At 39.3% G+C, this 14,827-nt stretch carries 20 protein-coding genes; 6 read left to right on the forward strand and 14 right to left on the reverse strand.

The genetic code is table 11. From position 1 onward, the window contains the following. Positions 1-35: 35 nt before the first annotated feature. The 7 genes from WCV65_RS17075 to WCV65_RS17105 form a co-directional block, all read right to left on the reverse strand. A complete protein-coding gene (locus WCV65_RS17075; RefSeq protein ID WP_035411005.1) occupies positions 36-707 on the reverse strand; it encodes an SIMPL domain-containing protein in 672 nt (223 codons plus the stop codon). Between the two features lie 62 nt (positions 708-769). Continuing rightward, the gene (locus WCV65_RS17080) at positions 770-1,411 is read right to left on the reverse strand and encodes a response regulator transcription factor (RefSeq protein ID WP_338778121.1); all 642 of its coding nucleotides are present in this window, start codon (positions 1,409-1,411) and stop codon (positions 770-772) included. 78 nt (positions 1,412-1,489) lie between these two features. After that, a complete protein-coding gene (locus WCV65_RS17085) occupies positions 1,490-3,796 on the reverse strand; it encodes a sensor histidine kinase (protein WP_338778123.1) in 2,307 nt (768 codons plus the stop codon). A gap of 31 nt (positions 3,797-3,827) precedes the next feature. After that, the gene (gene comX, locus WCV65_RS17090; protein ID WP_338778125.1) at positions 3,828-3,989 is read right to left on the reverse strand and encodes a competence pheromone ComX; all 162 of its coding nucleotides are present in this window, start codon (positions 3,987-3,989) and stop codon (positions 3,828-3,830) included. Between the two features lie 22 nt (positions 3,990-4,011). Further along, the gene (locus WCV65_RS17095) at positions 4,012-4,926 is read right to left on the reverse strand and encodes a class 1 isoprenoid biosynthesis enzyme (RefSeq protein ID WP_338778127.1); all 915 of its coding nucleotides are present in this window, start codon (positions 4,924-4,926) and stop codon (positions 4,012-4,014) included. A gap of 211 nt (positions 4,927-5,137) precedes the next feature. Then, positions 5,138-5,278 (reverse strand): degradation enzyme regulation protein DegQ, encoded by a 141-nt coding sequence (gene degQ, locus WCV65_RS17100; protein ID WP_035411014.1) that lies wholly within the window; start codon positions 5,276-5,278, stop codon positions 5,138-5,140. A 202-nt stretch (positions 5,279-5,480) separates the two neighbouring features. Continuing rightward, complete coding sequence (locus WCV65_RS17105) at positions 5,481-5,729, reverse strand: hypothetical protein (protein WP_338778131.1); 249 nt, start codon at positions 5,727-5,729, stop codon at positions 5,481-5,483. Between the two features lie 499 nt (positions 5,730-6,228). Between WCV65_RS17105 and WCV65_RS17110 the strand changes: the two genes are divergently transcribed. Further along, complete coding sequence (locus tag WCV65_RS17110) at positions 6,229-6,912, forward strand: TerC family protein (protein WP_338778133.1); 684 nt, start codon at positions 6,229-6,231, stop codon at positions 6,910-6,912. 37 nt (positions 6,913-6,949) lie between these two features. Here the strand turns inward: WCV65_RS17110 and WCV65_RS17115 are convergent, their stop codons facing one another. The 3 genes from WCV65_RS17115 to WCV65_RS17125 form a co-directional block, all read right to left on the reverse strand. Beyond that, positions 6,950-7,480, reverse strand: coding sequence for an NAD(P)H-dependent oxidoreductase (locus WCV65_RS17115; RefSeq protein WP_338778135.1), 531 nt, complete (start codon positions 7,478-7,480; stop codon positions 6,950-6,952). A 78-nt stretch (positions 7,481-7,558) separates the two neighbouring features. Beyond that, the gene (locus WCV65_RS17120) at positions 7,559-7,990 is read right to left on the reverse strand and encodes a MarR family transcriptional regulator (protein WP_035411023.1); all 432 of its coding nucleotides are present in this window, start codon (positions 7,988-7,990) and stop codon (positions 7,559-7,561) included. 284 nt (positions 7,991-8,274) lie between these two features. Continuing rightward, positions 8,275-9,177: an aldo/keto reductase family oxidoreductase gene (locus WCV65_RS17125; protein WP_338778140.1), complete on the reverse strand. Its 903-nt coding sequence runs from the start codon at positions 9,175-9,177 to the stop codon at positions 8,275-8,277. Positions 9,178-9,834: 657 nt separating this feature from the next. On the opposite strand from WCV65_RS17125, the gene hpaB reads away from it, so the two are divergent. Beyond that, entirely contained in the window at positions 9,835-11,280 is a 1,446-nt protein-coding gene (hpaB, locus tag WCV65_RS17130) for a 4-hydroxyphenylacetate 3-monooxygenase, oxygenase component (protein ID WP_338778142.1), read from the forward strand. Positions 11,281-11,306: 26 nt separating this feature from the next. On the opposite strand, the gene WCV65_RS17135 is transcribed toward hpaB, so the two are convergent. The 3 genes from WCV65_RS17135 to WCV65_RS17145 form a co-directional block, all read right to left on the reverse strand. Continuing rightward, positions 11,307-11,543, reverse strand: coding sequence for a YueH family protein (locus WCV65_RS17135; RefSeq protein ID WP_338778144.1), 237 nt, complete (start codon positions 11,541-11,543; stop codon positions 11,307-11,309). Positions 11,544-11,569: 26 nt separating this feature from the next. Then, positions 11,570-11,734, reverse strand: coding sequence for a hypothetical protein (locus WCV65_RS17140; protein ID WP_338778147.1), 165 nt, complete (start codon positions 11,732-11,734; stop codon positions 11,570-11,572). An 86-nt stretch (positions 11,735-11,820) separates the two neighbouring features. Continuing rightward, entirely contained in the window at positions 11,821-12,036 is a 216-nt protein-coding gene (locus WCV65_RS17145) for a spore germination protein (RefSeq protein WP_338778150.1), read from the reverse strand. 108 nt (positions 12,037-12,144) lie between these two features. Here WCV65_RS17145 and WCV65_RS17150 point away from each other — a divergent pair, with 108 nt between their 5' ends. From WCV65_RS17150 to WCV65_RS17165, 4 genes are read left to right on the forward strand one after another with little or no spacing between them, the layout of a single operon-like run. Continuing rightward, a complete protein-coding gene (locus WCV65_RS17150; RefSeq protein ID WP_231889973.1) occupies positions 12,145-12,390 on the forward strand; it encodes a spore germination protein in 246 nt (81 codons plus the stop codon). 15 nt (positions 12,391-12,405) lie between these two features. Continuing rightward, positions 12,406-12,648: a spore germination protein gene (locus WCV65_RS17155; protein WP_035411041.1), complete on the forward strand. Its 243-nt coding sequence runs from the start codon at positions 12,406-12,408 to the stop codon at positions 12,646-12,648. Between the two features lie 18 nt (positions 12,649-12,666). After that, positions 12,667-13,143, forward strand: a complete 477-nt coding sequence (locus WCV65_RS17160) for an Hsp20/alpha crystallin family protein (protein WP_035411044.1) — start codon at positions 12,667-12,669, stop codon at positions 13,141-13,143. 44 nt (positions 13,144-13,187) lie between these two features. Beyond that, positions 13,188-13,655, forward strand: coding sequence for a hypothetical protein (locus WCV65_RS17165; RefSeq protein ID WP_035411047.1), 468 nt, complete (start codon positions 13,188-13,190; stop codon positions 13,653-13,655). Between the two features lie 19 nt (positions 13,656-13,674). On the opposite strand, the gene WCV65_RS17170 is transcribed toward WCV65_RS17165, so the two are convergent. After that, the gene (locus tag WCV65_RS17170; protein WP_035411049.1) at positions 13,675-14,799 is read right to left on the reverse strand and encodes an AI-2E family transporter; all 1,125 of its coding nucleotides are present in this window, start codon (positions 14,797-14,799) and stop codon (positions 13,675-13,677) included. Positions 14,800-14,827 lie beyond the last annotated feature (28 nt).

Raw genomic sequence — 14,827 nt, forward strand, 5'->3', positions numbered from 1 at the left:
TATTTTTTGTAAAGTTCTGTTATTCACAGGTCTTTCTACCCGTATCGATAGTGAACCCGCACCTCCGCAGTAACCGTTAATGACCCTGGAAAAACGGGAGTAGGGGCTGAAGAAGCCATGAATGCAGCGCCTTCTCTTTCAAAGGGAACGAACCCCTTTGACACTTCTACTACTTTTACCGGTGTAGATTGAAGCGATACCTGGTAGCTTTGGGCTAGTACTGACGCCTTTTCAAAGCCCTGCTTAACGGCTTCCCTTAAAGCGGCTTCCACATATGGCTTTGTATTTTCAAGCTTAAACTGAACCCGGTCAACCCGGTTTACTCCATTATTGACAGCGGTATCAACAATCGCCCCGATCTGATCAAGCCTCTCTGTTTTAACAGATAGCAAATTCACGACCTCGTACCCTTCAAGCGTTTGTTTCCCGTCCTGAAAGGAGTACTTAGGGGAGATATTATATGAAATCGTCTGGATATCTCCTTTATCGATTCCCTGCCTGTATAAAGCATTAACGGCTTTTTCCAACCGGGCCTTATTCTCATCCTGTGCTGTTTTTACATCCTTGGATTCTGTTACGATTCCAAGCTGAATAATGGCTGTATCCGGACTTGCTTCCGCACTGCCTTGTCCGGTCACTTCCATCAAATACTCTTTTCTGTCCCTCGCCTGGCCGCCTGAAACAGGCATATATCCCCCGTATTGCATGCACTCACATCCTATTAGAGAATTTCTTCTAACTATATGTGAGAAGCAAACGGTAATTGCCCTTAATCAATAATTGATTCAGACTTTGCAATCAAAACAGCCTCGGTTCTTGAGCCTACATTAAGTTTATTAAAAATAGAAGTCAGGCTATATTCAATGGAGCGCTTGCTTAAATGGAGGTTATCAGCAATTTCCTGATTAGTATGCCCCTTCTCAACCTCCTGCAAAATCGCCTTCTCCCGCTCATTCAGGCAGTCCGTCTCAAGAACCTGCTCGGAATTCTTGATTTTCTGCTGAGATAGCAAGCTTTGCAGGTAGCTATAAGGAAGAATAATTTCACCCTTAATCGCGTGACGAATATATGCTAAAATCTTCTCTTTGGACTCAGCTTTATTAATTGCCCCATGGATCCCCATGCGAATCGCTTCTTCAAAATAATCTTCCACTTCATACCCTGTATAAAGTATGATCTTGCAATCCGATTTCTGCTCAACAATCCCTCTGGATAGTTCCATTCCATTAACATCGCCTAAATTCAAATCCATTAATATCACATCAAAGCTTGAGAAATCCATCTGCTCAACTGCCTCGAGCGTAAAGGGAGGATTCATAAAATCGACCGTTACCTCAGGATCTTTTTCCAAGATGGCTTTCGTACCCTCCCGGACTGCCGGGTGATCATCTACTACTAAAATATGTATCATAGCCCTCCTACCTCTCCATGAAACTAGTCCTATTGTATAAAAAAGACTTGGCATTCGCCAAGTCCTTAATTGAAAAAGTTATATTTCAATTACTGCTTTAAATCCTTGCCCTTTGGAAGTCTCAATCGTCAGCGTCCCTTTTAACGCCTTTACACGTTCGGTGATACCGGAAAGACCCATGTTTTCAGAACTATAACTAATCTCACTTTGATTAAATCCAATTCCATCATCTTCATAATGAAGAACGATTTTATCTTTAATGCAAACAAGCATAATCAGGACATTACTTGCATGTGAATGTTTATTAGCATTATTCAAAAGTTCCTGAATAATTCTGTAAAGATTTAATTGTACATCCAAGTCGGTATTAGGCTGGAACTTCCCGGCGTTCATCCGGATCTCAAAATCTGCAATTTCTTTATATTGCGTGACAAGTTTATTCAATGCTTTTACTAGGCCTAAATCATACAGCAGCTGCGGACGAAGCTCCTGACACGTTTCTCTTGTTGTTTTAATAATCTTGGTCATATTCTCATTCATATCCTCAAGCTGATCCTTTAAATCGGCTGGAGCAGCTTCGAGCTCAACAAGTGCAACCTCGCACTGCCTCTTTAAAGATATCAAATCCTGCAGAACCGAATCATGCAAATCCTTTGCCAGGTTAGACCGCTGTTTTTCTTCGATGGAGAAGAAAAGCTTTGTCAGCCAGGAAGGATTTGTTCCCTCCCTTTGAACCGTCTCTAAATGATTCATTAGCTCCTCAATTTTAAGGTAGTTCTCTAAAGAAACATTTGTATAAAATGATAGAGCTTTAAGCCAGGAAATCTCATCTCTTGTAAGCCTTGGCGTGTTTATGGAGGAAAGACAAAGCAGAATATAATTTCTATTGTCTGTCTCCCCTATATTAATCAAAAATCCCCTATCCACTTCTTTTATTTTCCCAATCTCATACAATACACTTGAAAATTCTTTTTTATAAAGATTAATTTCTTCTAAGTCAGCTTCTAGATTTTTAGACAGGATTTTTTCATCTTTACTAACTTCAAGAAAATAAGATTTATTGACTAACAAAACATCTGTGATGGTCCTTTTAAGTTCTGTAATAACTTGATTTAGATTATTGGCTTTTCTTATCTCGCTTGTGTATTTAAAAATGCTATCTTGGTAATTATATTTTTCAGAAAACCTTTTTAATTTAAACCTGAAGTCAAATATCTCTTTAAGATAGAATACAACTAGCATAATTAAATAAATAAAAATAGATAATTGTATTGGATAGAATATACTTGCACTATTATCTAGGCTAAGTGCTATATATACAGTCACTAAAGTAGGTAAAATAGCAAGAAGTCCATAATATCTAAAACGTCCCAGTAGAAATTCAATGTCATAAATTTTGGTCGCCAAGAATTGATATACAAGAGAAAATGGTATTAGAAGCAAGAATGAAGCTAGAACTCCTGGTGGAAATATATGTTTGTTAAATATAATAAATGGTAATACATATAGCAATAAAAATGGGGAAAATGCTAGCACATTGGTAATAATAAGCACTTTAACAAAATATTTTTGTTCTGATAGTTTTACTCTCCTTAAGCCTATAATTTTAAGAGTAAATATTAAAATAAATAAACTAAGAAAAGATAATAAATTTAAAGCTTTGACCTCGGAATAAGTAGCATATACATAGGTATTCGTTACATTCCTAAAAATATCTGTTGAAATATTAACTAGGAGAATACCATACGCTAAGTATACAAATTTCTTTTTAAATAATTCAACGCCAATCTCTTTAAAATAATAGTAAATAAACTGAAGATAAGTAACAGGTACTGATAAAAACAACGTAACATTAGCGAAACGGCCAAATAAATCTCCCCTGGAAGAACCACCGGTGCTTAAGTACGCCATTGATATCGCGAAAAGAAACCATATCAGAATAGATGCTGATTGGAGATTCATTTTTTTATTGGATTTATAAATAAAATAACTACAGAACACACACAAAAGAAACAATGTAAAAGGTATAACTATTAAAAATAAATTTTGAAAATAAAGAATTGATTCGTCAACCTTGATATCAATTACCTTGGATTCTCTTTTTATTTTAATAGTATGAAACTGTTCAAGTAACCCATACTTCGCGGTTTGGGAATGAAACTGGGGGTCCTTTCCGTCAATTTTAAGAACAAGATCCCCAACCTTTAAGTTTTTCTGTGACCATGTTTTAGGTTCTAATTCTGTAATATAAAATTCACCCTTATCATCTGGGATTGCAACTCCTCCAATGTAAGGGTAATTAATATTAATAAAAGAAAAATATATTATCAATATACAACTAATAAATAGAGTTATATAGTATGTCTTCTTGTTGTTAAAAAACATAAAAACATCCCTTGTTAGTTTATAGCATTAATTAATACCAAATCATATTTACTGTTCTGCCCGCACCTATTAAACCTTCTAGCAGTCCTTTTAAATCATCAAGTTTATCTAATCCCAAAATGCTAGCCTCTCCATTAACAACTTTTTCAAGAACTTCCGGATTCTCTACTAAATAGTTTACGATTTCTTGCATCCTTTTTCATCTCCTAAATGGCTTATTTTATCAAATGAGATTTTAATATCTCAATTCGATCAGTTGTTAATGGCAGGTTGTTCATAACTGTAGTCGCTTTTTGAATGGCTATCTGCTTCATCACATTTAAATAGTGTATAACTCCTGATTTAAGCAGTGCCTCTTTATACGTCTTCATGTCGCCATATTCTTCTTCAAAAGTTTTACCGCTCTCAATAAATTTAAGTAATCCCTTTGAAGCTTCATTAAACTGTCTTTTTATATATAAAAGTGCGAGTGTATTTTTCTGAGCAGACAGATCACTTTTATGTAGTTGAAATAAGTCACGAAAATCATTCTCAGTCTGAGCCGCAATTCCAATCTGGATCGCATACTCATGGACTACAGGGATTTCACTTCCATATGAATACATGGTTCCAATCATGGAGGCCATTGCAAGTAATGACCCAGATTTACGTTCCATCATCTTAAGACATGCATCTTCTGAATCTGCAGATCCGGTCAGATCCTCATGCTGCCCAGTCATTGCGTTGATTGAATAGTTATTTACTATAGGAATTAGCAACCCGCTGCGGTCCGTTTCGGCAATCATCTGGATACTGATTGTGTAAATCATAGTAGCGAGATTAAGCGCTTCTCCAGTGGGAATTTGCATCCATAGTTCTTTATAATTATCATCGTCTTCCAAATCATCAAAAATATCAAATGACAGCGCATAAAGTTCAACTGCGGCCGCAAGTTTATGCAAATCCTCAATGAACTGTTCAGTCCGCTTTTGCTCTACCGCAAATAACATCCCATGGATATAGGTCAACTTTCCAAAAAAAGCATGATCCTTCGTACCGATAAACGACAAAATTCGATCCCGGGCTGCGGTATTTTTCACTTTGGAGGTTACCGATTGCGCAGATGCCTTTATTACTGCGTCTAAGTTCAAGTGTAATTGGTCACTAATTGCAATCACCCCTTTAAAAGTAATATTACTATATATGCATTTTTTTTAATAGATAATTATAAAATATTTACATTAATATAAAGAGTTTCACATAATTTCAATAAAAAAAACAGCCTCCACTAAGGGGGCTGCTTTCTGTTTCATCTTATTATATGATCTGTATGCAAAGAAAAAAGCTCTTTATGTAAGAGCCTTAAGAAACCTTTACATATGCGTATTTGTCATACTTATCAATGCTTTTGTTAATGGATTGCAAGGATTGTTTGGTTTCACGAATTTCCTTTTCCAGCTGGTGAAGAATCTGTGTCAGTTCTTCAATCTTGTGTTGTGTCATCGCTTCCACACTCCTTCTTTTAGATCAGGCCGGCGTATGGGAAGCCACTAGCCCTTTGTTAACTTAATTGTATAGGAGTGTAGACCGTTTGTAACCGAAAATAAGGCGAAATTCTCAGTGCGTGATACCGCAAACCTTTCAATAGTCCATTGTGTTTATATTTAAGTAATTTTCAGTTAAGTTTATTATCCTATAAATCCAGTTATTTTGAGTCTGAATACTCATTATCTTCACTTTTTCTGGATAAATGGTCCTCAATTACCTTCTCCGCAAGTATTTCGGCTCTCGAACGAACTGCGGCTAATTCAGCAGGACCTTTGTATCTTACAATCAAATCTACAATATTGTTGTTTGAGCAAAGAAATTCTGCTTCGACCGCATGTCCTTCGTGATGGAATACAAAGATAAACACCAGCTTATTCTCCAATTCAAAGATTTTCGGCTCGAGCAAAACCTACCCCTCCCAAAATTTGTCTTATTAGAGGAATTCGCTTTCGTTTTCCGAAACCCTTCCTTTTTTATACAAAAAGGACAAATCTCATGTATTCCGGACATATAGTTTAAAGATATTGGATAGGAGGTGATTGTACTTGCCCGACCCGCCATTCAGTTCAAGTTACATTGAAATATTTCGCTTAAGCGCAAGAGAAGCTGCTTCACTTTTTAGCGATATGCAAAAAGTGCTTATAACGATATCTTCTTCCCCCCAATATGCATATCGGATAAGAAGGAGCGCAGAATCATCGAATAAAAAGGAAGTAATGAGGCTGATCCGCCAGTCCGGGTTAGTTTCACCATTTGATGTTACTTATACACCGGACGGAATTAACATTTTACTTTTAAAAACTCATGGCCATCTTGTCGCTTCCCTTAGATGGTAAGCCGCAATTAGCAAAATACGGACAGCATATTAAATCCGGATAGGCTAAAAATAAGGGTGAGGTGGTTACATGGAGATTTTCACTGCTGACTTTTTAGGTTCACTGCTATCCATTGTAGTCATTGACCTTGTACTCGCAGGAGATAATGCAATTTTGATTGGTCTGGCTGCAAGGAATTTGCCTGCTGGACAACGTAAAAAAGTAATATTATGGGGAACTTTAGGAGCAATAATCATAAGGGCAATAGCCACTTTTGCATTTGTATATCTGCTGAAAATACCAGGATTGCTTTTAGCAGGAGGGCTTATTCTATTATGGATTGCTTACCGTCTTCTTACTGATAACAAAGAACATGATGTGAAAAGCGGAACAAGTATGATGTCCGCAATCCGCACCATCATTATTGCGGATGCTGTAATGGGACTCGATAATGTGCTTGCAGTTGCCGGAGCAGCACACGGCAGCATTTTGCTTGTCACACTCGGGCTTCTTATTTCCATTCCTATTGTTGTATGGGGAAGCACAATCATCCTGAAATTCATCGACCGATATCCTGTTATCATTGTGATCGGAGCAGCGATCCTAGCATGGACCGCAGCTAAAATGATTGTAAAGGAACCATTTCTTAAACCTTATTTTAAGGAAGAATGGATTACTTATACATTTGAATTAGCAGCTGTCATTCTTGTTACAGGAATTGGATACTTTCGAAAAAAACATCAAAGCAGAAGAAAAGTCATTGAACAAAATTAAAACAAGGGCGCCATCAGGCAGCCCTTGTTTAATTGAATTATAAGGATTTTACTGCATAGGATACATACTCTTCAGCAGCATCCTTTAATTGATCTTCTGTCAGCATTCTAACACCCTGTACCATAAATGGGGCCATATATTTCATCCCAGTGAGGTTAGCCATTGCATGAAGAGGCTTAAGAAGCTCTTCCATTTCAAAGTAATTGTACCCTTCGCGGTTATATGCTTCTTTTGGGCCGCCAGTCGACAGCGCGGCTAAAAATTCCTTGCCATGCAATTTATCTCCGCCGCTTCCATATGCCCAGCCATAAGTCAAAACAGTATCCTGCCATTCTTTTAACAGAGCTGGAGTGCTGTACCAATAAAAAGGAAACTGGAATACAATGCGGTCATGGCTAAGCAGCAGCGCCTGTTCTTTTTCCACGTTAATTTTTCCGTCCGGATAAGCTTCGTATAAATAATGAACGGTTGCAGTTGTTTCTTTTTCCACTCGTTCAGCTAATGCTTTATTAACAACGGATTGCTCCATAGAAGGATGTGCAGCAATAATGAGAGTTGTTTTTTTCAATGGGTTTTCCTCCAATAATCTAGATTCTAAAGAAAGTATACAGTTGTTTGTACATACAATCAACTGTTAAAAAATTTTTTATTTTTGATTCAAAGTCTCATTTGCAAAGTGGATATCTTTTGTTATTTCTCTGGCTGTTTCTGGTCCAAGGATTTCCGCATACCGTTTATAAAGGTTTTTCCAGCATTGCCTAATTGTTTCCTGAATTTGTTCACCTTGATCTGTTAAATAAATTCTGACAAGCTTTCCTTCATTCTTCCTGACTACAAATTTTTTCAGCTCTAATTTATCAATAAACCGGGTGCTGGTTGATGGAGTTATATGAAGATTCTCGCTTAATTCTTTTTGGGTCAGTCCCGGCTTCTCATAGACGGTCATTAATAAAAAGGCGTAAGAGGGAGAAAGTCCTGTCGGGGCAAATTCCTCTTCTGCAAAACGATTCATTAATCTTGAAAGACGATTTGCTGAAAAATAAAGACATTTAACAAATAATTCTTGCGTGTCTGACATGAAAACACCCCGCGATAATAGTTGTATATACAATTTACTATGTTTCATCCGGCTCGTCAATTTTTCTGGACAAAAGCGCAAGTGCCTTGAAAGATGAAGTCCTGGCTTCCTGCCGCAGCGCAATACTTACCCGCATCCTGCAGGCTGATAAACTCATGACCTAAAAAATAGGGCTAGGATCTGGAGCAGGCCAAAGAATTACTCAGATAAAGCTTATCCACACAGACCAGTTTTATCATTTCCTGAGCACCAAAAAAACCGGTTAAATTAACCGGTTTTACTGTTTAAGGTACTTCGTGGCCCATGGATGCATGGAGAATGTCAAACCATTGCTGCCTGTCCAATTTTAAATCAAGTGCGTTTACTGCTGATTGAATGCGGTTTACCTTGCCTGACCCTACAATCGGCATGATTTTAGCAGGATGGGCGAGAAGCCAGGCGTAAAGAACTTCATCAATACCGCGGGCACCGATTTGTTCTCCAACTTGCTCAAGAACTGGATGCAGACGCTTCGCTTTCTCATCTTCTCCTTTAAAAATTTCCCCTCCTGCAAGAGGTGACCATGCCATTGGAGGAATTTTCATTTCCTGGCACAAGTCCATTGTTCCATCCTCAAAATTTTCAAGCTGATAAGCAGACAGCTCAATCTGATTTGTTACGAGTGGAAAATCAAGATAAGACTGAAGCATATGGAACTGGGAATGCTTGAAGTTCGATACTCCGAATTGGCGAACCTTTCCTTCTTTCTTCAGCTTCTTGAAGGCCTCGGCCACTTCTGCTGGATCCATAAATGGATCTGGGCGGTGAATTAATAGGACATCTATGTAATCTGTTTGAAGGTTTTTAAGAGACTGCTCTGCAGAAGCAACAATATAATCTTTGCTTGTATTATAGTGCTTCAACCGATTTTCAGGACGATTTTCTGAAACGAGCGCAATGCCTGCCTTCGTCACAATTTCCATTTTGTCTCTGAGTGACGGTTTCAGTGCCAAACCTTCTCCAAATAAAACATCACACGTATACGAACCATATATGTCAGCATGGTCAAAAGTGGTAATTCCAAGGTCCAGACATTGCTCGATTAGATTAAGCCGTTCTTCCTTACTCATATTCCAGTCTGCCATACGCCATAGGCCGTGAATAATGCGCGTAAATGATAAATCTTCTGCGATTTGTATGCGTTCCATTTATATCAAACTCCTCTCATGAGATATTGTACTTTAATTATGAACGCTTTCACAGCACTTTGCCTACAGCAGATCTTCAGAAGCTTCTATTCTTCCCCCTGTTTAAGGAAAATGCTTAAACGAAAAACGGGGACAAGCCATTCAGACTGTATCGCAAAAAAGGGTGGATTAAGCCTGCATAAAATGCAATATCAGCTTCATCCACCCGTATAGAGCAATCCATAATGGCACGCTTAGAATTGTGGCCCAGATCATTCCTTTAAAAAAGCTTCCATCCTGCATCTAAACGCCTCCTTTTTACGCCATTCAGTTTTGCCGTTTCCCTCCCCCTCTAAACACATTTAAAATTTATTTTCATTCCTTTAGACTCGACCGGTCTGCCCGCGGTACTTTGCAGAATCGAGAATAAATCCTTTAGGACACGGGGTTAGCCAGTTTACTTGGTATGAGAATGCCATAGCTCTGGAATCCCCACTTCAAATTCCTATAAGAAAATGAAGGGGCGGGTAGTTCAATTTGTATTCCTATTTTAATGTTTCATGATAGATTTTTGAGAAAAACACCTAATTTAAAGGGCTCACGTTCCATTATATAAAGCATATAGTGAAAAAGGATTCGTTATTCTGTTCGAACAAACATCTGTCGGGAGTGAAAACATTGCCGGTCATTTCAGGAAAACAATTCATCGATCGGTTAAACCAGCTGCACCCTGCTATTTGGTATAAAGGCAAGAAAATTGAAGGACCAATTTCAGAGCATCCAGCATATAAGGGGGCCATCCAGACCAAAGCCTCGCTTTATGATCTACAGCGTGACAGTGAGAAGGCTGACAGAATGACCTTTTTATGCCCTGATACGAACAATCGGGCAGGGATGTCTTTTTTACGGCCGCAAACGCGAGAAGATCTAGAGAAAAGGCGCATAATGATGACGGAATGGGCACGCAAAACCCATGGCATGATGGGCAGGACACCTGATTATATGAACACCGCATCGATGGCTCTAGCAGCATCTTCTCCCATTCTTAAGGATCAAGATGAGGAATTCGCCAAAAATCTTATGCGGCATTATCAACGAGCAAAAAAAGAAGATTTGTCCTTCACTCATAGCTTTATTAATCCTCAATCAAACCGTTCATCTACTTATTATGATTCTGAACATCATCCTGTCGCTGCAAAGGTAGTGAAAAAAACCTCCGATGGCCTTGTTATTAAAGGGGCACGCCTTCTCGCAACTGAAGGAGGAATGACTGACGAAGTTCTGGTCTTCCCGTCAGGAGGCGGAGTTCAGACAAAGGAATTTGCCTTTTCGTTCTCCATCCCGAGCAATACAAAAGGATTGTCGTTTTTATGCAGAGAGTCCTTTGCACAAGGAGAATCATCCTTTAATTATCCCTTATCTTCCCGTTTTGAGGAAATGGACACCGTCATCATTTTCGATAATGTCCTTGTCCCTTGGGACCGGGTATTTTTTTATCACCGTCCCGACCTCGCTGTCCGAATGTTTAATGAAAGCTGCTTTGCTTCCCAGGCTCTTCATCAGGTGGTGAACCGGCAGCTTGTTAAACTGGAGTTTCTGCTTGGCCTCGCCCAGCTTCTAGTTTCCACACTTAATGTGAGCGAATATCAGCATATTCAGGAAAAAATCTCTGAATTAATCATTGGAACAGAGGTAATTAGCGCCCTTCACTACAAATCAGAGAAAACGGCTTCAATTGACCGCTGGGGGACGATGTGCCCGAATCTTCAGCCCCTTTACTCTGCTATCATTTTTCATTCCAAGCTCTATCCGCGGTACATTGAGATCCTCCAGCTTATTGGCGCCGGCGGCTTCATGACGATTGCTTCCGAGGAAGATTTCGAATCAGAAATAGGTGAAAAAGCAGAGCATTATTTACAAGGTGCCGCCATCGACGGAAAAATAAAAACGGCCCTGTTCCGCCTTGCCTGGGATGTAACAATGAGCTCTTTTGGAGGAAGACAGACTCAATATGAGCGTTTCTTTTTCGGCGACCCAGTAAGGCTCTCTTCCAACCTGTATAAATTCTACCCACGCCAGCACATGATCGACGAAGTGTTAGACTTTCTTAACTATACCAATTAAAATAGGCGCCCAAAGAGCGCCTATTTTTACATTTCAGTAATCCAGTGCCTGATTTTCCCGGCAAGAAGTTTCGCTTCCTCCTCATCCGTCACTTTAATCAGGGATTTTAAGAGCTTCTCATCAACTTCTTGAAAAGCTTCCTCATATTTCACTACTATAGACCAATATTTCTCAGGTATGGCTATGAGACTAAATTCTTCCTTCTTGTTTTCATAGATAAAGACCTTATCTGTATTAGGCAGATGCGCTCTTCTAATTTTCATTTCTGAATCCTTCCCAGTAAGGCTGATCACTTTATTATTTCTATATTGATCGGCTTCAACGTTTCAGCTGCCTGAAGAACCTTGAGCGTATCCTGATTCTTTTCAGGAGATTTTCTTTCTGAATGAAGCACTTCATTCACCTTGCTTTGAGACACACAGGCAAGCTTTGCGATGCATGCTGTTTCATTCATATTAAATCACCTCTACTTAAATCGTACATAAAGTTCACAAAGGAATCAATGTTTTTGATGAATCTTAACATACTTGAAAAATGCAATTATGCATTTAGCGCATCCGTCTGATCGATAACATCCGCATCATAATCATTCGTTACGTTTCTGCGGTTTACAAGCTGGTTCCCATCTCCATTGGAAAGAGCTCCTGCACCAACAGCTGACTTCAGCACACTTTTAGGAGAAATGGTAAACGTATCTCCCACCTTAAAAACACCTGAAACACTCTCTACTTCCATCGGGCCTACAAATGCCGGCATATCCTCACCTCTTTTTTATTCAGCCTATGCTTTTTGGCATTAAACGGTTCAAACGAACAATTGGGCTTAAGCGGGCATACACTGTAAAAGCGAATGGAGGAAGGTGACATTGTGCCGACTACGATTAATCTGTTCAACCTAAAAATTCACAGCATCTCATGCAACGGTTCCGTAAATATAGGCGAAACTGTGCATAACAGTCATACTGCCAGTTCTAAATCGACAGGATCGAATTCTTCCTTCGGCGATTTTTCACCTGCTGACTCCCTTATGGAAAATATATATATCGATCCGGATCAAAATGATCAATCCAACATTGCCAATCTTGATGAATTTATCGCCAGTCAGTCATAAGGAGGAATGGCATTTATGCCTTATCAGATCAACATATTTAACATAAAAGTAAATGGCGTAGCCCAAAACGGAAATATCGACTTCGGAAACGTTACCCAAAACAGCCATACAGCCAATGCAAAGTCCGTGGGTGCAAGTTTTACAGTCGGAGACTTATCTCCTAACTGCTCCATAATGGGAAATGCCAATGCCGATCCTGACGTTAGTGACCAGGATCAAATTGCGAACCCGTCACTTCCAGTCACTACTCAAATTTGATCAGCAGGAGGGTGACACTTGGATAAAGAAAAAATTCAGAAATGGATGGAACTTACCGAAAAATGCCAGAAAAATGATTTTTGGAAATCTATTTTTGATGGAGAAGAAGCCGGGAACCCTGGATCATCTACATCTTCATCCCGGGGAGATGCAGGGTTTCCCAAATATGATCTTTACTCGCACAATGGCATTCTTGCCGTCTTAATAGAGATCCCCGGTTTCAGAAAAGAAGATTTTACGGTTACTCTTGATTCCACTAAAACGAAAATTCTCTTCAAAGGAGATCTTCGTCCGCCTTATTCCTTTCAATATAGAGTTTCTTCCGAACGAAGCTACGGAGAAACTGAACGGGTCATTTCACTTCCCTATCCTGTAGATAAAGAGTCAATCCAAAGCCAATATGCCAATGGGATTTTAGAACTCACCTTTAAAAAGGCTGACGAAGAAGATGCCGTCTCAATAAACTTTGCAGAAAGTCATAATGACGGGCAGTAATTCCATATAATACATTACCTTGCAAACATGTGTGGGATCAGTCCATGTTATTCAGAAAAAAGAAGAAAGAAGCGGAAACACAAGCCATCCAGCAAAAGCTTGCTAAGCTTGAGAAATCCATTCAAAACTTGTCAGCGGCCCTTTCTCAGCTCGACAGCCGCCCAGAGCCTAAGTCATCAAGTGCTGATTCGATCATGATCCGAAAAACACAGGCAGAGCTTGGACACACCTTATCTATGCTGCAGAATGAACTTTCTTTTATTAAAAATCATTTGCTTGCAGCAGGAAATTCTGAAAACCCGTCGGAAAAAACCGGTCAAATCCCCGTTGTTTATATTCAAAATCTTCATGTTGAGCACGTGGACATGAAAGAGGTGGATTTAAGCAACAACCTGGGCCAATTAGGAATAAAAGAATTGCCCGGACAGCTTAATATTGGAACGGTATACGGAAAAAGCAAACCAGCAGAAAAAAAGAATCCGAAAGTATATATTCAGCCAAAAAAAGACTGACTCATTGAGCCAGTCTTTTTTACAATTTCGGATTTTTCAAATCGTTTGCCCTTTTTTCAGCCTGATATCTCATTCTAAGACGAATCAATCTCGTTAAATTTAAAACCGTTGCTTTCAAAACCGCATATGTGGGAACCGCAAGAATCATGCCGATGATTCCACCGAAGCTTCCTGCTCCAATCAGCAGGAGGATAATGGTCAGCGGATGTGTATTGATTCTTTTTCCAATAATCAGAGGAGATAAAAGATTCCCGTCAATTTGCTGAACGACTAATACGACCAGTCCGGCAAGCAAACCTTTAGTCGGAGAATCCAGAAGGCCGATAACCACTGCTGGCGTAGCCCCGAGAAATGGTCCAAGATACGGTATGATATTAGAAATAGAAACGACGATTCCAAGGATCAAAGCGTAATCCAAGCCAATTATTGAGAACCCGATAAAACATCCTGTTCCTACAAAAATTGAAACAAGCAGCTGTCCCTGGATGTAGGCTGCAAGGGTGTCGTACAAGTCATGGAAGATTTTGATTCCTTCATGACGGTATGTATTCGGCAAGACTCTAACCGCCTGCACTGGAAATTTATGCCCGTCTTTCAGCATAAAGAACAAAATAAAAGGCACCGTTACAATCGCTAAAGTAATATTCGTTACGACCCCAAGAACAGCCGTGATGCTGGCAGTCAGATTTTGAGGCAGCTGAGAGGCAAAATTAGTGAGAGACTGTTCAATCTTTTCAATCGAAACATAATCCTGAGTCATGATCCATTTAAACCAAGTAGATTGAGAAAGATTTTGAATAAACTGCGTCAGTTCCGTTACATAGTCCGGAAAACTATTAAAAAGATCCGTTACCTGCTGTGACAGCAGCGGTCCTGCAATTGCACCAAGCATGACAATCAGGCCTATAAAAATCAAGTAGATAATTAATATAGCCAAGGTTCTCGGCACACGGTTCTTTTCTAAAAATCGGACGATTGGGCTAAAAATAAAGAACAAGACACCCGCAATAAGCATTGGAAAGAAGAGGGTAGTTGTGAATGATACCAGTGGTGAAAATATAAACGAGACTTTGGTACATACGAAGATGATCAAAAGGATCAGCAATATTTCAAGCGTCCAAAAATGCACTTTAGACTTCAGCAACGGGCACCTGCCTCCTAAACCAGTTTAT

The organism is Metabacillus sp. FJAT-52054 (assembly GCF_037201815.1).
GTDB classification, from domain to species: Bacteria; Bacillota; Bacilli; order Bacillales; family Bacillaceae; genus Metabacillus_B; species Metabacillus_B sediminis.